Consider the following 19,835-nt stretch of genomic DNA (forward strand, 5'->3'; position numbering starts at 1 on the left):
TTATTAAACATTATGTTGTTGGAGAAGGGAACCGATATCGGACATCCCCAAAATTCGATATTCGACAGGCGACAACGTTGAACTTAAGCGTGTTGAGATAAACCGACGCTCCAAATCCCGCGTCAGGCCAGCTCGTTCATCTGAAGAAAGTGCCCGCCATTTGCATTCCCCCACCAGGTGCGCACGTTGAGAAGGGATCCGCGCCACCACATCGATTTCGACCAAACTTTCCCAGTATCTCCCACCACCCGGAAAACGGGACCGACAAAAAATCTCCCATTGACGGGCCACATGCTGATGAATTCTCTCCAGTTTTTCCTTGGAATCCATCGCCCCCCATCGGTGTCGCGTGGGCAAATAGACGCTGTAGTAAAAGCGCAAGGCAGGGTCCTGAATGGTGTAAAGAACCTTTTTCGTGGAGCGTGGAGTTTGTCCAAAGGGGGATTCCCGGTTCACAAAGCCCAGATCCAAGAGGAGAGCCAGCGGTCGGGACAGGTTCCCTTGGGGAAGTCCCAACCGAGACGCGAGCTCTCCTGGTTTTGACACCCCACGCCCAATCAGGTCCACCAGCGCTTTCGCGACCGTGCCCGACACCCCTTCTTCCGTCAACCAGGCGGACGGCTCTGCCGCCAAGGGCGCGGACGGACGGTAATACAATTCCTCCACCTGTTCTAAAAGCGACCCACGCGGCATCATCCGCCAATAGTGAGGAACGCCTCCCACTATAGAGTATCGACTAAACGTGAGGGGATCCAAGGGATTATAGTGGAGTGCCCGACAGAACCATTCGTAAGGAAGGGGATCCAAGTTTAAATGGAAATCGGCGCGCCCAAAGAGAGGAGACTCTTGACGCAGGAAATGAGAATGCAGCATGGATTGGGAAGACCCAGAGACCAAAAGGAGGGTTTTGTGTTTCGGGAGTTCGTGGTCCACCCATTCCTGGAGAACGCTGGGAAGCGTGGGATCCCCCTGGACCCAGTAAGGAAATTCGTCGAAGACGACCAAGCTCGGCCATTTTTCTCGGGAAAGGAGCGAAAGGAATTCCACCCAGCTTTTGGGAACCACACTTTTGAGGATCGGGAAATGGGATTGAAACTCCTCGGCCAAGTGGAGAATTTGTTGTTGGGGTGTTCCCTCAACGGCTTGATGATACAGCCCCCCCCCCTCCTGACAGATTTCCCCCAGAAGAGCCGTTTTTCCCACACGACGGCGTCCCGTGACTAAACCGAACCCTCCGTGACGGAGAGCGCGGCGTAATTGCTTTAGTTCATCGGTCCGGTTCCAAAACACGCGCAGAGGGGCCATGGCCAATAATAATGCTAGTTAAACATTATGTTTGTCAAGCATTATGTTTAAGACAACGTTTTGACGACCGCGCGGGCGAGATCTTCAACGGTGGCGGAACCGGTGGCCTGAAGGGGGCGGATGCCCCCGGCGCGAAGCGCTTGGCTTGTGATCGGGCCGATGGAGACGGCGCGGGTCCGGGAAAAAATTCGTTGACGCTCCCGGGGGGTGAAATTCCTCATGAAGGAGGTGGCCGTTGACGAGGATGTAAACGTGACGGCGTCCATCTCACCGGCTCGAAGCGTGGCCTGGGCCTCCGGGGTGAGGGCCACCGGCTTTGTTTCGTAAAGGGGCCACAGGTCCACGGAGGCCCCGCGACGGGCCAAGACCGTTTGGATCACATCCCGGCCTTCTCGGGCCCGAACCAAAAGATACTTTTTCCCTCTCAGGGTTCGCCCGAACAAGGAGACCACTCCTTCCGATTGAAAGGTGTCAGCGGTTCGATAAACACGAAGATCCTCAGACCGAAGGGCGTCCGCCGTTTTAGCCCCAATCGCGTAGAGAGGAAGGCAGGCCCGCCCCTTAAGATGTCTGGACAAAATTTTAGCTCCGTTCGCGCTGGTGACGATGAGACCATCATACTCCGAGAGTTTTTTTAAGAATTGCCGCCCGGTGGTATTGAGGGGCAACGGGGTGATGGCGATGAGCGGGCTTTCGATGACACGGGCTCCCGATTCTTCTAAAAGCCCGGTGAGACCGGAGGCTTGATCCCGAGCGCGCGTCACAAGAACCGTTTTCCCAAAGAGGGGCCGTTTTTCAAACCAGTTCAGTTTAGTCCGAAACCCGGCAACATCACCCACCACAATGATCGCGGGCGCCCCAAGACGTTCCGCTTTCACTCTCTGGGAAATATTCTCCAACGTGCCGCGAACGGTCTTCTGTTGAGGCCAACTCCCCCATTGAACGACGGCCGCCGGGAGTGAAGACGGCCATCCGAGATCCAAAAGTCTCCGGGCGATCACGGGCAACTGGTTGAGACCCATCAAAACCACCAAGGTCCCCGTGGGTGAAATTTTAGCCCAATCCACCCCCGGCCCCCGCCGGCGGGCCGACTGCCCGGCGCTCTCTCCCAAATAGGGGTTTTCTCGGCCTTCATGCCCCGTCACCACTGTGAGTGCAGACGCGTGACCCCGGTGAGTTAATGGAATGCCCGCCAATCCGGGGACCGAGGTGACCGAACTCACACCGGGGACCACCTCAAAGGGAATCCCCTGATCAGCCAAGGCTTCCGCCTCTTCCGCTCCCCGACCAAAGAAGTAAGGATCTCCGCCTTTTAACCGCACGACAGTTTTCCCCTGTTTCGCTAACCGAACAATCAGCCGGTTAATGTCGGGTTGCCGTAGAAACACCCGCCCTCCGCCCCGCTTCCCCGCTTCGATAATTTTCACTTTGGGGGAACAGTGGGATAAAATTCGCCGGTCCACCAGGGCATCCAACACCACCACATCGGCCCGGCGGAGACACTCCACCCCGCGCAAGGTCATTAAATCCGGACGACCGGGACCGGCACCAACCAGGTAAACTGTTTTTGATGGGATCACGATCGTTTTTCAAAACCAATTTTGCGGATCGGGTGAGTCGGTCCATCCAGAAGGGGATGAATCAGGTCGAACATTTTTTGGACGTAGTCGGTGAGCCCCTCGGTTCTTTTCTCTTGCGCCGCGATGCGTCGAGCAAGATCTCGATGCAGGGAGATCCCCTGGCGAAGCCGAACGAAAGCACGCATAATGGCAATGTTGACATCAATAGCGCGTGGGCTACGAAGCACACCCGACAACATGGCGACGCCCTGCTCGGTAAAAACGTAGGGGCGCGCCTTAGGATCGCGGTGCTTTTGCGAACCGGTCACAATCTGTGACCGGTTCAGCTGTCGTAATTCACCCAAGGATAATTGGAACATAAAATCATCTGGAAACCGTTTGAGGTTACGTCGAACCGCTTGGTTTAATACTTTTGTGGGGACCCCATAGAGGGTGGCCAGATCTTTGTCCATCATGACCTTGTGCCCACGAATCAAATAGATTTGTTCATGGATGCGCTGTTCAGGAATGAGGAAACTCATGGGAGAAGAGTTTCTAGAATTTCCAGGGCCCCTTGATTAAGCAGACGTTGGGCAAGAGTTTGTCCTATTTTGGGGGCGTCAGTGAGGAGACCAGTTTCTGTGCCTTTCACATCATTTTTACCATCGACGGACGTGACCCGTCCATCCAAAACAAGTTGGCCCGCCTCTTCCCGGGCGTACGCCGCGATGGGAACGCGACATCCGCCTCCCAGAGCCGCCAGGAAGCCGCGCTCCGCGATGGCGGCGTGTTGGCCAGGCAGATGATTGAGCTGGGACACCCATTTCATCGTCTCAGGATCTTCTCCGCGAATTTCGATGGCCACAAACCCTTGGCCGGGCGCGGGGAGAACAAGATCGAATGGCAAAACTTCCGTCACCTCTTCGGCCCGGCCCAAGCGACGCACCCCGGCGTAAGCCACCACCACGGCCGAAAAATCTCCCGCCGCCACCCGACCCAAACGGGTGTCCAAATTCCCCCGCAGATCTTCAATCCGGATGCCTTTTTTGACCGCACGGATTTGGGCCTGTCGGCGGAGCGAACTGGTTCCGATGACCGATCCCCGGGGGAGTTCCATCAACTGTTCCCCGAACCGCGACACCACACAATCCCGGGGATCTTCCCTCTCCAAGATGGCGCCGACCATTAATCCCGAAGGGAGTTCCGTAGGAAGATCTTTCAGCGAATGGACCGCCAGGTCCACGGTCTTGGAGAGAAGGGCTTCTTCCAACTCTTTGGTGAACACCCCTTTCCCGCCAATCGACGCGAGGGAAGCGTCCGCCAAACGATCCCCCGTGGTTTTAATGATTTGGAGATCGACTTGAAGACCCGGGGAAAGAGATTCCAATCGACTTTTGACAAAGCGGGATTGGGCCAGAGCTAAGGCGCTTCCGCGTGTGCCGATCGTTAAACGGGTCATCCGGGCTCCGCCTCAACGCTTAAGGATTCGCGGGAGTTGTGGCGGAGCGCCGCGGTGGTTCCCTGCCGCCAGGAATCATACCAGGGCGAAAACTCCTTGGCTTTTTCATCCACCAGCCGCCCGGCCTTGTCGATCTCCGACTCGCGTTGGACCAGACTTTCGGAGACGATCCCTTCCAAGTCGTCGATGTTGTAGAGATAAACGCTGTCCAATTCATCCACAGCGGGATCCACATCCCGGGGAACCGCAATGTCAATAAAAAAGAGGGGTCGCCCATGGCGCTCATCGATAACGCGCGCGATGTCTTCTTTCTTAAAAATAGTTCCGGCCGCACCTGTGGAACATATGACGATGTCCGCTTGAACCAGTTCTTGGGGAAGGGCTTCGAAGGGGGTGGGATGGGCCCCGAACTGTTCCGCCATGGCGACCGCTTTTTCAAGCGTGCGGTTGGCGATCGTGAGTCGCCCCACCTTTTGGCTTTTGAGCGCCCGAGCCGCCAGTTCCGCCATGGCCCCGGCGCCGACGACCAGAGCACGGCTCTCGGATAGTTCCCCGAAAATGCGGCGGGCCAGGGAAACGGCCAGACTGGGAACTGAGGTGGGCCCCTCGGCAATTTTGGTTTCCGTGCGGACGGTTTTTCCCACAAACATGGCCCGCTGAAAAAGAACGTTGGTGAGTTTGCCCGTGGACTGGGATTGGCGGGCCAGATCGTAGGAGCGTTTCACTTGACCCAATATTTCGGCCTCTCCCACCACCAGGGAATCGAGCCCCGCCACCACGCGAAACAGGTGCCGGATCGCTGCATCGTCCTCCAAGGCGTACAAGCTTCCGTCCAACGAGACATCCCCGTGTAAATCCAACAGACCTTTCCGCAAGAGACATTCGGCATCACCTTCCGGCGGGGTGGCGGCGTACACTTCCACGCGGTTGCAGGTGGAGAGGACCACCGCTTCCACGACACCCACCGACTGGCGAAGGGAAAACAGGAAGGCCGGCAACCGATTGTCCGACACCGCCAACCGCTCCCGCCATTCCACGGGGGCGGTCCGGTGAGACACACCCACCATGCGGAGCCGTTTCATTGTTTTTCTATGGCCACGTAGCCGTGGGTCTTTGAAACATAGTTGATTCCCATGTAACTCACGAGAACAAGCCCAAATCCGGCGAGCGATAGGTAAGCCGCCCGCCGCCCCCGCCAATTAAACCCGTAACGGAGAACCAGATAGGCCAGGTAGACCGCCCAAACCACAACGGACCAAATGATTTTGGGATCCGATACCCAGCCGCCCCCCCATGACGAATGGGCCCAGACAATGCCCAACCCGAGCCCCAGGGTGAGCGCTGGGAATGCAACCGCGATGAGCCGCGCGATCAAACGATCCATTTCTTCTAAGGAAGGCAATCGATACCCCAACTCCGTGGGGCGCCGGGTTTTAATCTGGCGTTCTTGGATGAGAAAAGCCAACCCAATTCCGAAGGCATTCGCGAACGCCGCGTAGGCCAAGAAAAGGAGAGGCACATGGATGGCGGCCCAAACGGAAACCGGCATGACCGACAGATGGCGCGTGGCGTCCGCGGCTTTAAGAAAGTCTTCAACCGAAGCAAACGGACACCGAGGACTTGCGAGGAACGCTTTGGTCAACGCCAATCCCATCAAGAGAAGAGCCCAGGGCAAAACGAAGGCCCCCAAGATGGCAAGCCGCGCCCGCGTTTGAACCCCCAGAAAAACAACAACGATCAAGAGAGAAAAGAGCGAGAGGCTCGTAAACCAATTGCTCCAAAACCCGTAGGCCACGTGGCCGGGCCGATGGCTTTCCGCCCAGAGGCCGAGCGCGAGGCTTGCGGCGTGGAGGACCACGGATCCCCAAAGAATCCGATGCCCCAGGGAACCGTGCCGGTCCCGACGGGAGAACACGTAGGTCAAATACAGGATCACCGCGGTCAGGTAACCAATAAACCCAAAATCAAAAAGAAGCGCTTCAATTTTTTGCACGGTTTCTCCTGACTCTCCGCATTTCCCGCTGGGCCACACGGCGGAACGAGGCCGTGGCCTGGCGGCCATCCGTTTTGAACCGATCCATCCATTCCCGCGTCACAAGCTCGGTGAGAAGGGTGCGCCGCGCGCGAATGGGAACCCGCAAAAGCTCCGAACGAAGACCCTTTAATACCGCCGCCACCCGCCCCACTTCGGGGCCAAAACGGGCGCGCAGTTCCGCTCCAAGAAATTTTGCCACCGCCGGGCTCAGCCCACCCGTCGAGACCGCAAAGGTCACTGGCCCCCGCCGAACCACCGCCGGAACAATAAAATCGCAGAGGGGCGGGCGGTCCACCACGTTCACCCAAACCCGCCTGGAACGACAAAGCGCGGCGATCCGTGCGTGAAGCGCTTCATCATCCGTGGCGGCCACCACCAGCCAGGGCGCGGGAGATAAATCCCCCGGCCGAAAAGAACGTCGAATAACGCGAATCTCATTTAATCCACTGAACCCCGGCAAAACACGCGGGGCCACCACGGTCACTCGAGCCCCCGCGGACCGGAGATCTTGGGTTTTGTGCAGAGCCAGCCTCCCCCCCCCAACCACCAGGCATTCTTTTCCAGTCAGGTTCAAAAACGCGGGGTAAAATCCCATGGGAGGCAGGTCCTCCCGTCAATCATAGTCAAAAGGAGACCGGTCCGGCAACCCAGGCCCGTGATTAATCCCTATTATCGTTTTATTGATAAATCGAAAATAAACTGATACGCTGTTTTCGGCCTCGACAGAAGCCTTTCTATGACGAACCTTACAAAATCCCCTGGACGCTGGATCCATCGACCGGAAGGTTATCGCGCCTTTCTCCCAAACCCCTTACCCCCTGGGCTTTCTTTTTCCCCTCGAGTGAGCCGCGCCTTGTCCGATGCGGACCTTCTCTTGGGACGGTTGGCCGGGGAGGGGAAACAGCTTCCCAATCCCCACCTGCTCATTCGCCCCTTTATCCGAAGAGAGGCCGTCCTTTCCAGCCGGATAGAGGGGACCCAAGCAACGCTCGGGGAACTTTTGGCCGTGGAAGCGGGGGCCGCGGTGGAGCGAAGCCCCTTAGATCTTCGGGAGGTCGGCAACTACGTCGTGGCCTTGGAACACGGCAGGGCTCGGCTTAAAAAGATCCCCCTTTCTCTTCGACTTATCCGTGAACTTCATGCGAAACTCATGAAGGGGATGGCCCCCCCCCATTGGACCCCGGGAGAATTTAGACGATCCCAGAACTGGATCGGCCCCTCAGGATGCACGCTCATGAACGCCAGCTATGTCCCTCCACCACCGGAGGAATTGATGAATTGCCTGGGGTCCTGGGAAAAATTTCTCCATGATCAAACGTTCCCCCCCCTTATTCAAATAGCCTTGGCTCACTACCAGTTTGAAGCCATCCATCCTTTCCTGGATGGGAACGGGCGCGTGGGACGCCTGCTTATTTCTCTTTTCTTAACGGAAAGGGGAATCCTTCCCACTCCGCTACTTTATCTCAGCGCTTTTTTTGAGGCCACGCGTCCGGAATATTACGAGCGGCTGAGCGGGGTGAGCGCCCGAGGGGAATGGGATCTCTGGCTCCTCTATTTCCTCAGCGGCGTTGCACGACAATCGGAAGATGCTTTGAGCCGAGCCGAACGAATCAATCGGATTTTGGCGGATTGGAGAATCCTGACCGCCAAATCTCCATCAAAATTACCCCCACAGATCATTGACAGCCTGGCCGCAAATCCTTTTCTCACAACAAAATCGGCTATGCAAACGTACGGAGTCGCCTTTTCAACCATCCAACGGGCCATCGAATTTCTCGTCCGACGGTCCGTTCTCAAAGAAGTCAGTGGAGGAAAGCGGGACCGGGTCTATTGCGCTCAGAAAATTCTTAGAATTTTGGAAGAACCCGCCCAACTCCTTCCTTCTCCCCGGAGTAAAAGAATTTGACCTTCCCCATTCTTCCCCATGGCTAAAAAAACTCTCGCCGATCTTCTCCGCGTCCAAGCCCAACTGCGCGCACCGGGAGGATGCCCCTGGGACCGGAAACAAACCCACAAGACTCTGTTGAAACATTTGCGGGAAGAGTCGGACGAAGTGGCCCAGGCCATTCGCAAGGGAGACATGGAAAACCTGCAAGAAGAATTGGGCGATCTTCTCCACCAGATTATTTTCCACGCACAAATCGCCCGGGAAAAGAAACTCTTCACCATGGCCGACGTAGTTGATGGCCTCTGCCGAAAAATCGTGCGTCGACACCCCCATGTCTTTGGTCGCTCGAAAGCGAAAAGCGTCAAAGATGTCCTTATTCAGTGGGATGAGATCAAACGCCGGGAAAAATTAGCCAAAGCCAAGAAAGCCGCGCGGATGAAGAGATGAAGAAAAAGAAGTCCGTGAAAGCCGTGTTCTTTGATGCAGGGAACACACTTCTTCGCCCCTTCCCTTCCGTGGGACACATCTACGCGAAAACGGCAGGACGGCATGGGGTTCGAATCACTGTAGCGGGAGTGGAAGAACGATTTCAGGCCGCCTGGCGAGACCGTCACAGCCCGCACCATTTAAAAAGCGACCAGGCGGACAAATCCTGGTGGCGTGTGTTGGTCCACCGAGTGATGGGGTCTCACTTCAGTGAAAACAAGTTCCACCGCTATTTTGAAGACTTGTATCATCGTTTTGCCCATCCTCAAAACTGGCGGTTATTCCCCGATGCGCTCCCCACACTCCGAGCCCTTCGCCAAAAGAATTTTTCCTTGGGGATCGTTTCCAATTGGGATTCCCGGTTGCTGGTGTTAAGTGAACGCATCGGATTAACAAATGAAGTGGCTTTCGTTCTCGCCTCCGCTGTCGAAGGCGTTGCCAAACCCGATAAGAAACTCTTCCAAAAAGCGTTAAAACAGGCGCGAGTTTCCGCGCCTGAGGCCCTTCATGTGGGAGACAGCTTCAAGGAAGATTATGAGGGAGCCACAAAGGCTGGCCTTCGCGCCCTCCTTTTAGACCGCCAGGGCGTTCCCCTGAAAGGGGTCACCACCATCCGATCGCTCAAAGAAGTCCTTTCCCATGCCACAGAAAGGATCACTCCCTCTAAAAAAAGGCCGGTTGAAGGAAAACCCCAGTCGACAAGGAATTGATTAACGTTTCCACCCCATTATTTGCGGCGAGGTGAGGGAGAACTTTTAAGTTCCCCTGATAAAGGCGGCCCCAGGACGTTACCCGCAAAGCCCCCCCCACGAGTTTTTGGCCCTTCCACAGAATGTCATCCTGAGAAAATTCTTGATAACAGGCGCCTGGAAGGCTCTTTCTTTGTTTCTCGACATGGTGGAGGGAGACCTCCACTCCCACAGAGCGTAACTCATTCGCAATCGCTTCATGGAACAAGCGGTAAACGTTCTTGATGCAAGGCGGAAGGGTGGAATGGTCCCGCCGCCACGCAATGGAAAAACTGAGATCCGTATCATGGAATACCATCCCTCCACCCGTGGGCCGTTGAACCACCGCCTTAGCCCCCGAAATAGCCGCGAAAGCCTCCGCCCCCGCCCGCGATTGAAGGCGTCCGTAGGTTACGGTGGGTTCCCGCCATTTGTAGAAACGGACGGCTGGGAATGATTGCGTATTACGTTGTGATTCAAATGTTTCCATGTCACGCCGCATATTTTCTTCCCCACCCAATGGCCCATCCAAAGTCAAACCCCATGGACTGGGCTGAATTATAAATTGGGAGCAAGGAGAAACCGGGTCCGCAGGAGTGAAACTGTTCATGGAACCATTCTCGCTTTTCCTGAAAACTTCGTCCAATGACTCATTTTTTTAATGTTAATTTGACGAAAATGGAACTATATATTATAATTATCGACGGTGAATCGAACATCTATCCCTTGTTGGTTGGCTTTGTTGTGCATCGGCATGTCCACCCCCCCTGCGGAAAATCTACCTATCTTTGCCGTTCGAGGAGATCCTCTTGAATTCTAGAAAAGTTTTGTTGACCAGCGTCTGTCGTCCCTTTGGAACGGAATACGGGGACGCCGATTCCGTTGGGTATGAGCTTCTTCACAAACAGATCACACGAGCCCAGGGACTCTTCAGCCCCCGCGCGGTCCAGGTCCAGTATGGACTGGAATATATTGCGGCGAACCTGGAAACCCCCACTGTCGTTCTCCAATATCCTTCTCGTCGCGAACTCATTCGCGAATTGAAGAAGGGTTACGATTACGTGGGCGTTTCGTTCATCATGGCACTCTTTCATAAAATGAAAGACGCCGTGGCCCTGATTCGCCGATATTCACCCCACAGCAAAATTATTCTGGGAGGATACGGCACGGTTCTTTCCGATGACGTATTGGCCCCCTTTGGGGACTATTTCTGTCGGGAAGAAGGGGTCACATTCTTCCGGCGTTTGTTGGGCGAAACACCGATCCCCAAACCCTATAAGCACCCCATGATTCACAGCGATCTCAAAATATTTTCCACACAAGCGTCTCGCACAGGGAAAATTTTTGCGGGGTTGGGTTGCCCGAACGGATGCGATTTTTGTTGCACCTCCCATTTCTTTAAGCGACGCCATGTGAAGTTGTTGCCCACGGGGAAAGACATTTTTTCCGTGGCGGAGAAATTTCTCGACATGGATCCTTCAACCGTTTTCATTATTTTCGATGAAGACTTTCTTTTGAACAAAACCCGGGCCTTGGAATTCCGCGACTGCGTGAAACGAAGCGGGCGACTGCCCTCCCTGTTCGTTTTTTCCAGCATCAAGGCCATCAGCCAATACACGGTGGAAGAAATCTTGGAAATGGGCATTGATGGCTTCTGGGTCGGTTACGAAGGGACGAAATCCGGCTACAATAAACAACAGGGACGACCTGTGGAAGACATCTTCACTGAATTCCGCGAACACGGCATCACGATCCTCGCTTCTATGATCGTTGGGTTTGATTACCAAAACCATGAGGTGGTGGCCAAGGAACTGGATGGTCTGATGAATTTAAAACCGTCCTTGACACAGATTCTCATTTACGGGCCCGTGCCCAGCACGCCTTTCTACGATCGCATTATGGAACAGAACCTGCTTCGCGACGATTACCGAGGCGAACCGGAGAAGTTCTATAAACGAGCCGACGGGTTTACCACCATGATCAAACACCCCACTCTTTCCCCCGCTCAGATCGAAGGGATTCAACGGTGGTGTTACGACGAGGACTTTCGTCGATTGGGGCCCAGCATTTTCCGTGTGATTGAATCGTGGGTTTTGGGGTACCACAAACTCAAGGATTCAACCAACCCACTCCTGCGGGCCAAGGCGCGTTTTTACGCCAAGGAGATTCGTAAATCTTACCCGATCTTCTTGGCTGGACGGCTGTTGGGGCCAAACCCAGCGATTCGGCAATGGATCAAGGAATTGGAAACCCAATCCCATCACGCCGCCGGCCGTCCTTCCCTGAAGGAACGGGTCTTGTCTCTTTTTGCTTTGGGCATGGCCCTGTGGACTGGCTTTACTTTAAAATTCAATCTCTTCCAACACCCCTCCCTGCACCGAACAGCCTACCGTATGCCTGGGGAAAAGCAATCCATTCCGCTTTGGGAAAAACCTCTTGTGGAGGACTCTCTACACACAACAGACGTCTGCACCAACGAACCGGCGGAACCCGTGGAAGTCGGCTCTGGTCTGGAGAAATAGCGGCTCATGATGGAAACGTCTCCACTCCTTTTTATTCTGGTGGGAGGGTTGGCGGGAGTGGTTTCAGGTTTTTTGGGTGTGGGAGGCGGAATTGTTATTGTTCCCGCGCTCGTGTATTTCGCCGGGTTTGGTCAACTGAGAGCCACGGGGACCAGCCTGGCCATTCTGCTCCTTCCCGTGGGGTTCGGCGCGGTGATGGAATACTATCGACACGGCAACGTGGACGTCCGCGGCGCGGCCTTTGGTGCCGTGGCCCTTTTTTTCGGCGCCTGGCTCAGCAGCCGTTTGGCCCAACGCATGAACCCCGCCTATCTCAAAATCGCTTTCGGCGTTGTCGTCATGGTCCTGGGCGCCTACATGATCCTCAGCACCTACTCCCGCCTCCGAAAATAACCCCAGAATCCCCGCCGTTGACGTAAAATCGTTTTAATTATTGGCATGACATAGTAAAGTTTGTATTTACTATATCATGTACAGAAGAGCCATGACATTTCACGAATTAGTGAAGAACTCCTGCTTTCTTTGGGGTCCCCGCCAAACAGGGAAGTCCACGTTGCTTCAGCAGAAATTCCCTAAAGCCTTGGTTTTTGATTTTCTCTTCTCCAGGAACGTGGAGAGATTGACTGCGGCACCTGACTCCTTCCGACAAGAATGTCTCCAACACAAGTCCACGGGCCATCCGGTCGTGATCGATGAAGTTCAACGGCTCACGGGTTTTCTCAACGACGTCCAGTGGCTGATCGTTAACCCAGAATCCCCAGTTGAGCGCGAGGACCGGCCAGGCTCAGAGAGCCTGGCACCTGGGGCGGCAGAGCCGCTGATGCGAGACGGAAAAAGCGGGCTTTTTTACGAACAAAAAAGTGCAGGTCGTAGGCCGCTCCCACGCGGGCCATTCCCCCTTGGCATTCCTGGCTAGCGCCGTCACACTTCCGCTCGCGCGGTCGCGGGGACTACGGACAAACTTTTTTGGGAAGGAAAAAGGTCCGGATTTTTCGTCGAATCCCGCGATCCAACTGAAGATTTCGGGTTAAATGAAACACCGTGTTTTTTCAAATTTGAAATGTCTTTTATTCGGTCCCATTCAACTCGAGCGGCATAGGGATATTATAGCAAGGCCATTAACGAAACGGACTCAATTTTTGGGTTCGGCGAATTAAAGAAACATCTCCTATCCTGGATTGATTATGGGCGGTAGCGTAGGCGGGGTTCTCGGGCGGCTTTGACTTCGTCTAGCCGGCGGACGGGGGTGGTGTGGGGGGCCGCTTTTACATGGTCCGGGTTGGATTTGGATTCTTCGATGATGGTCTTTAATGTTTCCACAAAGTGGTCGAGGGTTTCCTTGGTCTCATTTTCGGTGGGTTCGATCATCATGGCTTCCGGGACGATCAATGGGAAATAGATCGTGGGGGCGTAATACCCATAATCCAACAGCCGTTTGGCCACGTCCAAGGTTCGGACACCCGGACCGAAAGCGCCTTCCCCGGACACCACCACTTCATGCATGCAAGCGCCCGCGGGCATTTTGGGGAAGAGCGGGGTCAGTTTTGTCTTCAGATAGTTGGCGGCCAAAATGGCGTTTTCACTGATCTCTAAAAGCCCTTCGGCGCCCTGCAACCGCATGTAGGCGTAGGCCCGGATCAGAACACCCACATTTCCTTGAAAACCATGAACCCGCCCAATGGTGTTGACCCGATCAAACCGCCGTCGGTAAACACCTTTTTCCAACGCCACCCGCGGAACGGGGAGGAAGGGTTCCAATTCTTTTTTCACACCCACGGGTCCTGCCCCGGGCCCGCCACCGCCGTGGGGCGTGGCAAAGGTTTTGTGCAGGTTCACATGCAAAACGTCGACCCCGAGGTCTCCCGGGCGGACGAGACCCACCAGGGCGTTCAGGTTCGCCCCATCCATATACATGAGGGCTCCCGCTTCATGGATTTTTTTTGCGATTTCCTGAATACGTGGTTCGAAAAGGCCCAGCGTGCTGGGGATGGTCATCATGACCAAGGCCACGTCTTTGGTCAGTTTTTTATAAAGATCCTCCACATCCACCTGTCCGTCTGGAGTGGACTTGACCGTCACCGAGGTAAGTCCTGCCACCGCCACACTGGCCGGGTTCGTTCCGTGAGCGGAATCCGGAATGAGAACCACCGGCCGTTTTTCGCCTCGATGCTCGTGGTAAGCCCGCGCCACCAAAATACCCGTCAGTTCACCCTGGGCCCCCGCGGAAGGCTGGAGGGTAAAAGCGTCCATCCCACAAATTTCACACAGCCACCGTTCCACTTCAAAGAGGATTTCCAAAATCCCCTGACTGAGCTCATGGGGGCGGAGGGGGTGAAGCCCCGCAAAGTCCGGGATCTGGACGATGCGGTCGTTTACTTTTGGGTTGTGTTTCATGGTGCAGGATCCTAGAGGGTAAAAATTTGTGTCAATAGAGAAATTTAAATGGGAGAGTCGCGTGAAATGTCGAACCACTTGAGGCTCCGACAGTTCGGGAAACGGCGCGGGTTCCTGACGGATCAGATCCGCGGGGATGTCTTTTTCCACAGGGACAACCGGAACATCGCACACCGGCCAGGAAAGTCCCTGACGCCCCGGCGCGCTTTTTTCAAAGAGGAGAGGTTCCACCACTTTTTCCACCGTCATCGGACCGCCTCGGCCAACAGCGCCCCGAACTGGTCGATGTCCGCCTTCGTTTTTATTTCGGTCACACAAACCAACATCTGATCCGCCCGATCGGGGTAATACCCCCCCAAGGGAAGACCAGCCAACACACGCTTCTCCTCCAACTTCTTCACAATTTTTTCAGGAGATTGAGGGCAGCGAACCACAAACTCGTTAAAGAACGGGTGGGAGAAAACCAGTGGGAATCCATTCTTGGAAAGGACAGTTGCGGCGTGGTGCGCCTTTTGAAAATTAAGATTTGCCAAATCCACAAACCCTTTTTTTCCAAGGAGTGCCATGTGGATCGTGGACGCCAACGCGCAAAGGGCTTGGTTGGTGCAAATATTGGACGTCGCCTTGTCGCGGCGGATATGCTGTTCCCGTGCCTGAAGTGTCAGCACAAAAGCGCGTTTTCCGTCAGCGTCCACGGTTTGACCGACCACGCGACCGGGCATTTTCCGAAGGAGTTCTTCCTTACACGCGAAGAATCCCAGATAGGGACCACCGTATCCCAATGGAAGACCTAAAGATTGTCCTTCCGCCACCGCCATGTCCGCCCCGTAATCCCCAGGGGGAACGATCAGTCCCAATGAGACGGGATAGGTTGACGCCACCAACAGTCCACCGGCCCCATGAACCTGGTTGGATAATTCTCTCACGTGGATTTCTAAATTCCCGAAAAAATTGGGGTTCTGCACAAGCAGGGCCGCGGTGTTGGAACCCAGATGCTTTTGAAGCTCTGTCGGTTCAAGAATCCCTTGAGGACAAGGCACCCGCACCACCCGGGCCCCGCTGTGAGCCAAATAGGTCTGGATCACCTGGAGCGTCTGGGGATGGACCGTTTCCGGCACTAAAATTTCTCCCCGTCCCGTATGTTTGGCCGCCACCAGACAGGCCTCGGCCGCCGCGCTGGCCCCATCGTACATGGAAGCGTTGGCCACATCCATTTTGAAGAGATCACAAAGAAGACTTTGAAATTCAAAAATGGATTGAAGCGTGCCCTGACTGGCCTCCGCTTGGTAAGGCGTGTAAGCCGTGGCGAACTCTCCCCGCAACGCCAAGGCCCACACCGACGTCGGGACAAAATGTTCGTAAGCCCCCGCCCCCAAATAGGATTGGGCCAAATGGTCCCGAGCCGCCAACTCTTCCATGTGACGGACCAGCTCCATTTCGCTCAGAGATCCGGGAAGGTTCAGCCGAGGACGGACCAAGGCCTTCGGAAGCGCCGCAATTAATTCGTCGAACCGCGCCGCCCCAAGGGCCGCGAGCATTTCTTTTTTATGGTCGTCCGTATGTGGGATAAACATGGTTTGTTCTCATTGAGCCCCGAGGGGGAAAGGGCAAATTTTAACTCTTATTTGGCTTTAATAAAGCTTTCGTATTGATCGTACGTCATTAATTTTTCTCGGTCAGCGGGAGAAGCCATCTGGATTTTGTAGAGCCATCCATCCCCGTACGGCGATTGGTTGAGAAGAGCGGGGTTCTTCGTCGTCTCTGTGTTCACCGCCGCGACCGTTCCGGCGACAGGGGCGTAAATATCAAAGGCGGCTTTAACCGATTCCACCACGGCGCACGCCTCCTCCCCCTTAACGGAACGACCGACTTTAGGAAGTTCCACAAAAACCACGTCCGTGATTTCGTGCTGGGCGTGGTCGGAGATTCCCACTGCGCCATCGGGGGAAATCCATTCGTGTGACTTGGTGAAACGAAGATCTTTGGGGTCCATGGTTACCTCTCAGTTCGTTATGGGGAGCACTGATTTACGGTAGAACGGCAACGCCGCTCGATCCGCCGGAACAGCCCGCCCGTGAATTCGAATCGTCCACTCGGGATTGGTTTCGGCCGTTGGGGGCAACAACCCGATGTCCACGTATCCCATCCCAATCCCCGCCCCCAGTGTGGGTGAAAACGTTCCGCTGGTGACATATCCCACCGGGTCTCCCGCAAAACAGATCTCACATTTTTCCCGGGGGACGCCTCTCTCCTGAAGTTGAAAACCCATCAGTCGGCGACGCGACCCCCCTTCCTTTTCCTTGACCAAAGCCCCGCGCCCCACAAAAAATGGCTTTTCCAGTTTGACCGCCCATCCCAACCCGGCTTCCAAGGGCGAATGGGTGTCATCGAGTTCGTGACCGTAAAGCCGGTACCCCATTTCCAATCGCAAGGTGTCCCGGGCCCCCAACCCACAGTTAACGAGCCCCAGAGGTTTCCCCTCTTTCATAAGGAACTCATACACCGGGAACAAATGCCCGGCCGGCCCAAAGAGTTCAAAACCGTCTTCCCCCGTGTATCCGGTTCGAGCCACAACAACCTCCATATCCATGAGGGGAATTTCGGCCACACCGTTTTTTTTCAACCCACAGGCCTCTTTCGATATTTTAGCCATGACTTCGCTCGCCGCGGGGCCCTGAACCGCCAACGCCGCCGGCTGGGGTTGTTCCGTCATCTTCGTGTCCAGCCCCAAACGCGGGCGGATCCATTCCTCATCCACCGATACGCGAGACGCGTTGACGATAAGCAAATAGCGTTGAGGGTCTAAGCAGTAAACATACAGATCGTCCACCACCATCCCCTCTTCATTGCAAAGAAGTGCGTAGAGACCGCGTTGGGCGGGAAGGCCTCCGATATCATTGGTCAGAAGTTTCTGCAAACTTTCCTGGGCACCGGGCCCCGTGACCCACAGCTGGCCCATATGGGAGATGTCGAAAATACCGGCCCGTTCCCGAACGGCCCGATGCTCGGCCATGACACTTTCAAATTGAACGGGCATTTCCCACCCAGCAAAGGGAACGAGGCGTGCGCCGTTTTGTTGATGTCGAAAATGGAACGGAGTTCGTCGGAGCGCGGGGGTGACGGACAGGGATTCGTTCACGATCGCACCATTTCGTCGGCGTGATAGGAACTCCGGACCCGAGGCCCGGCCATCACACGTTCAAAATATTTTTTAGCCTGCACGTTGAGCACTAGAAACTCCTCCGGTGTGTAAAAACGAACCACGGGCAAATGGTCGAAACTGGGGGGAAGGTATTGGCCCATGGTGAAAGACCGGACACCCGCCTGGGCCAGGTCCTGAAACGTTTCGTTCAGTTCCGCCTCGCTCTCTCCCAACCCCACCATGAGACCCGATTTCGTGTGGAGCCCCGCGCGAGCGGACCGGGAAAGGACCGACAACGAACAATCGTACGTCGCCCGCGCGCGAACCCGGGGGGTTAACCGACGAACCGTTTCCATGTTGTGGTTAAAAATATCCGGACCTTCACGGAAAACCAAATCTAGCAAATCCGGTCGCCCCTGGAAATCCGGCACCAAAACTTCGATGGTGAGGGAGGGGATCCCCAACCGCAGGGCCCGGACACAGGCCGCGAACTGAGTGGCCCCTTGATCCGAAAGGTCGTCCCGGGCCGGGGACGTGATGACCACGTGGCGCAAATTTAATTGACGGGCGGCTTCGACCAGATGGCCAGGTTCCTCCCCGTCCACAGGACCCGGCCGACCCGTGGCCTCCGCGCAAAACCCGCAACGGCGCGTGCAGGTGGACCCCAGAATTTGAAAAGCCAAGGTTCCCCGAGCCCAACACTCCGTTCGGTTGGGACAGAGAGCCTGCTCACACACCGTGGGAAGTTTCGTTCCCTTGAGAACGTCCCTGACGTTAAACAACGTTTCCCCTTGGGGAACAACGCCCTTCATGAAAGCCGGAAGTCTCGGACGCCAGGCGAGAGGTGTTTCGCGTTGTTCCTTCAGAAAAACAGGCCCGGCCCCGCTCATCGCCCGAGCGCTCCTGGAATCCCTTCCGACAGGGTCGGGTGAGCAAAAATAACCTGCCGCAATTGGTCCACCGTTTGGCCCGCGGCCAAGGCCACAGAAAGGATATGGATCAGTTCCGTGGCGTGAGGACCGATGATCTGAGCCCCCAACAAACGTCCATCCTTTTTATTCGACAGGATCTGAATAAACCCTTCTCCTTCCTCCGCGGCAAGGGCCTTGGCCGACCCCTGAAAAAAGAAACGTTGGGTTTTAACTTCCAGGTCTTTGATTGAAGCCGAATGGGTCCATTCGCCCACGCTCGCCACTTCGGGCCACGTGTAGAGACAACGGGGCACACGAGCGTGGGCGTAAGAGGTGCCCTTCCCCATCATATGCCCCACAGCAACGGACCCCTGAACCGCCGCGGCGTGGGCCAACAGGGACAACCCGTTCACGTCCCCCACCGCGTAGATCGAGGCCCGGGACGTCTGCATAAAATCGTTCACCGCGATTCGCCCCCGTTCGACCGAAACGCCCGCCAACTCCAATCCCAAATCATTCAGTGAAGCGCGGCGCCCCACGCAAACCAAAACCCTCTCCGCAAAGCACTCCTCTCCCTTGGAAAGAGTGATCCGCCACCCGTCCGAACTTTTCTCGGCGGACGTCACCGTTTGTTCCGTATGGACTTTGATTCCCCGTTTTTCAAAACTTTGCTGGAGGAACCGGGACACCGAGGCTTCTTCCCCCGGCAAAAGTTGGGGCATTTTCTCTACCACAGTGACGGCGGTGCCCAGTTCATGAAAAAGACAAGCAAACTCTAACCCCACAGCGCCCCCGCCCACCACCACCAGACTTTTGGGAACTTGAGTTAAATTCAGAACACGGTCACTGTCTAAAATATCTTGAACACTTGGATCAAAAGGAGGAGGGAAAAATGGTGCGGAACCTGTGGCAATGACCGCCGTTTCAAAATCAATGTTCTGGGCCCCTTCAGGCCCTGTGACACGAACAGAGTGGGGACTGACGAACCGGGCGTCTCCCCGGACCAATCTGATTTTCAACTGACCGAAACGCTGTTCAAGGGATTTTCGAAAATGTGTAACAAGCCCGCGTTTTTTTTCTTGCAACATGTCCCAATGGATAGAAGCCGTGGATCCCCCCACCAGGTAGGCAGCCGATCGCACCTGTCGAAGAAGCCGGCCTCCTTCCAACAACATTTTGGAAGGAATACACCCAGCGTTTAAACAGAGTCCGCCCACTTCCGCTCGCTCAATTATGGTGACCTGGGCCCCCAACTCCGCCGCCCGTTTGGCCGCCGCTTCGCCTCCCGGCCCCGCACCGATGACCACCACCGATTTAGAATTCAAATGAAACTCCTCCTCTCGACCGAACTGAACATGACGGACTCCACACTCGCCTCTTCCCGAAAATTTAAACCGGTTTGTGGA

General features: G+C 55.5%; 20 protein-coding genes. 6 read left to right on the forward strand and 14 right to left on the reverse strand.

Features of this window, described 5'->3' with window-relative positions; genetic code table 11:
• Positions 1–3 precede the first annotated feature (3 nt).
• Genes JNK54_06975 through JNK54_07005 form a run of 7 tightly spaced genes read right to left on the reverse strand, consistent with a single transcriptional unit; the run spans position 4 to position 6,953 of the window.
• Positions 4–1,305 carry an ATP-binding protein gene (locus JNK54_06975; protein MBL8024004.1) on the reverse strand — a complete coding sequence of 434 codons (1,302 nt, stop codon included), beginning with the start codon at positions 1,303–1,305 and terminating at the stop codon, positions 4–6.
• 47 nt (positions 1,306–1,352) lie between these two features.
• Positions 1,353–2,885: a uroporphyrinogen-III C-methyltransferase gene (cobA, locus tag JNK54_06980; GenBank protein ID MBL8024005.1), complete on the reverse strand. Its 1,533-nt coding sequence runs from the start codon at positions 2,883–2,885 to the stop codon at positions 1,353–1,355.
• Positions 2,882–3,406 (reverse strand): ORF6N domain-containing protein, encoded by a 525-nt coding sequence (locus tag JNK54_06985; GenBank protein ID MBL8024006.1) that lies wholly within the window; start codon positions 3,404–3,406, stop codon positions 2,882–2,884. Before JNK54_06985 ends, cobA begins: the two co-directional genes overlap by 4 nt.
• Positions 3,403–4,323 carry a hydroxymethylbilane synthase gene (hemC, locus tag JNK54_06990; GenBank protein ID MBL8024007.1) on the reverse strand — a complete coding sequence of 307 codons (921 nt, stop codon included), beginning with the start codon at positions 4,321–4,323 and terminating at the stop codon, positions 3,403–3,405. Before hemC ends, JNK54_06985 begins: the two co-directional genes overlap by 4 nt.
• A complete protein-coding gene (locus tag JNK54_06995) occupies positions 4,320–5,405 on the reverse strand; it encodes a glutamyl-tRNA reductase (protein MBL8024008.1) in 1,086 nt (361 codons plus the stop codon). Before JNK54_06995 ends, hemC begins: the two co-directional genes overlap by 4 nt.
• Positions 5,402–6,316, reverse strand: a complete 915-nt coding sequence (gene ccsA / locus JNK54_07000) for a cytochrome c biogenesis protein CcsA (protein ID MBL8024009.1) — start codon at positions 6,314–6,316, stop codon at positions 5,402–5,404. Before ccsA ends, JNK54_06995 begins: the two co-directional genes overlap by 4 nt.
• Positions 6,303–6,953 (reverse strand): bifunctional precorrin-2 dehydrogenase/sirohydrochlorin ferrochelatase, encoded by a 651-nt coding sequence (locus tag JNK54_07005; protein MBL8024010.1) that lies wholly within the window; start codon positions 6,951–6,953, stop codon positions 6,303–6,305. Before JNK54_07005 ends, ccsA begins: the two co-directional genes overlap by 14 nt.
• A gap of 141 nt (positions 6,954–7,094) precedes the next feature.
• Between JNK54_07005 and JNK54_07010 the strand changes: the two genes are divergently transcribed.
• Genes JNK54_07010 through JNK54_07020 form a run of 3 tightly spaced genes read left to right on the forward strand, consistent with a single transcriptional unit; the run spans position 7,095 to position 9,442 of the window.
• The gene (locus JNK54_07010; GenBank protein ID MBL8024011.1) at positions 7,095–8,264 is read left to right on the forward strand and encodes a Fic family protein; all 1,170 of its coding nucleotides are present in this window, start codon (positions 7,095–7,097) and stop codon (positions 8,262–8,264) included.
• Positions 8,265–8,282: 18 nt separating this feature from the next.
• Complete coding sequence (locus JNK54_07015; GenBank protein ID MBL8024012.1) at positions 8,283–8,693, forward strand: MazG family protein; 411 nt, start codon at positions 8,283–8,285, stop codon at positions 8,691–8,693.
• Positions 8,690–9,442: an HAD-IA family hydrolase gene (locus JNK54_07020; GenBank protein ID MBL8024013.1), complete on the forward strand. Its 753-nt coding sequence runs from the start codon at positions 8,690–8,692 to the stop codon at positions 9,440–9,442. The genes JNK54_07015 and JNK54_07020 overlap by 4 nt, the downstream gene beginning before the upstream one ends.
• Here JNK54_07020 and JNK54_07025 read toward each other — a convergent pair.
• Positions 9,396–10,070, reverse strand: a complete 675-nt coding sequence (locus JNK54_07025) for a hypothetical protein (GenBank protein MBL8024014.1) — start codon at positions 10,068–10,070, stop codon at positions 9,396–9,398. The two genes, JNK54_07020 and JNK54_07025, sit on opposite strands and share 47 nt — an antisense overlap.
• Before the next feature lie 199 nt (positions 10,071–10,269).
• Here JNK54_07025 and JNK54_07030 point away from each other — a divergent pair, with 199 nt between their 5' ends.
• From JNK54_07030 to JNK54_07040, 3 genes are all read left to right on the forward strand, one after another.
• On the forward strand, positions 10,270–11,982 hold the full coding sequence (locus JNK54_07030) for a hypothetical protein (GenBank protein MBL8024015.1): 1,713 nt from the start codon (positions 10,270–10,272) through the stop codon (positions 11,980–11,982).
• 9 nt (positions 11,983–11,991) lie between these two features.
• The gene (locus JNK54_07035) at positions 11,992–12,375 is read left to right on the forward strand and encodes a sulfite exporter TauE/SafE family protein (protein MBL8024016.1); all 384 of its coding nucleotides are present in this window, start codon (positions 11,992–11,994) and stop codon (positions 12,373–12,375) included.
• 91 nt (positions 12,376–12,466) lie between these two features.
• Positions 12,467–12,898 carry an AAA family ATPase gene (locus tag JNK54_07040; protein ID MBL8024017.1) on the forward strand — a complete coding sequence of 144 codons (432 nt, stop codon included), beginning with the start codon at positions 12,467–12,469 and terminating at the stop codon, positions 12,896–12,898.
• Between the two features lie 266 nt (positions 12,899–13,164).
• Here JNK54_07040 and gcvPB read toward each other — a convergent pair whose 3' ends face one another.
• The 6 genes from gcvPB to lpdA are packed head-to-tail and all read right to left on the reverse strand — an operon-like array spanning position 13,165 to position 19,754.
• Positions 13,165–14,619: an aminomethyl-transferring glycine dehydrogenase subunit GcvPB gene (gcvPB, locus tag JNK54_07045; GenBank protein MBL8024018.1), complete on the reverse strand. Its 1,455-nt coding sequence runs from the start codon at positions 14,617–14,619 to the stop codon at positions 13,165–13,167.
• A 2-nt stretch (positions 14,620–14,621) separates the two neighbouring features.
• Positions 14,622–15,950, reverse strand: coding sequence for an aminomethyl-transferring glycine dehydrogenase subunit GcvPA (gcvPA, locus tag JNK54_07050; GenBank protein MBL8024019.1), 1,329 nt, complete (start codon positions 15,948–15,950; stop codon positions 14,622–14,624).
• A gap of 47 nt (positions 15,951–15,997) precedes the next feature.
• Positions 15,998–16,369, reverse strand: a complete 372-nt coding sequence (gene gcvH, locus JNK54_07055) for a glycine cleavage system protein GcvH (GenBank protein ID MBL8024020.1) — start codon at positions 16,367–16,369, stop codon at positions 15,998–16,000.
• Positions 16,370–16,378: 9 nt separating this feature from the next.
• The gene (gene gcvT, locus JNK54_07060) at positions 16,379–17,515 is read right to left on the reverse strand and encodes a glycine cleavage system aminomethyltransferase GcvT (protein MBL8024021.1); all 1,137 of its coding nucleotides are present in this window, start codon (positions 17,513–17,515) and stop codon (positions 16,379–16,381) included.
• Entirely contained in the window at positions 17,512–18,408 is an 897-nt protein-coding gene (locus tag JNK54_07065) for a lipoyl synthase (GenBank protein MBL8024022.1), read from the reverse strand. The genes gcvT and JNK54_07065 overlap by 4 nt, the downstream gene beginning before the upstream one ends.
• A complete protein-coding gene (lpdA, locus tag JNK54_07070) occupies positions 18,405–19,754 on the reverse strand; it encodes a dihydrolipoyl dehydrogenase (protein MBL8024023.1) in 1,350 nt (449 codons plus the stop codon). Before lpdA ends, JNK54_07065 begins: the two co-directional genes overlap by 4 nt.
• Between the last annotated feature and the right edge of the window lie 81 nt (positions 19,755–19,835).

The organism is Elusimicrobiota bacterium (assembly GCA_016788905.1).
Lineage (GTDB): Bacteria > Elusimicrobiota > Elusimicrobia > FEN-1173 > FEN-1173 > JADKHR01.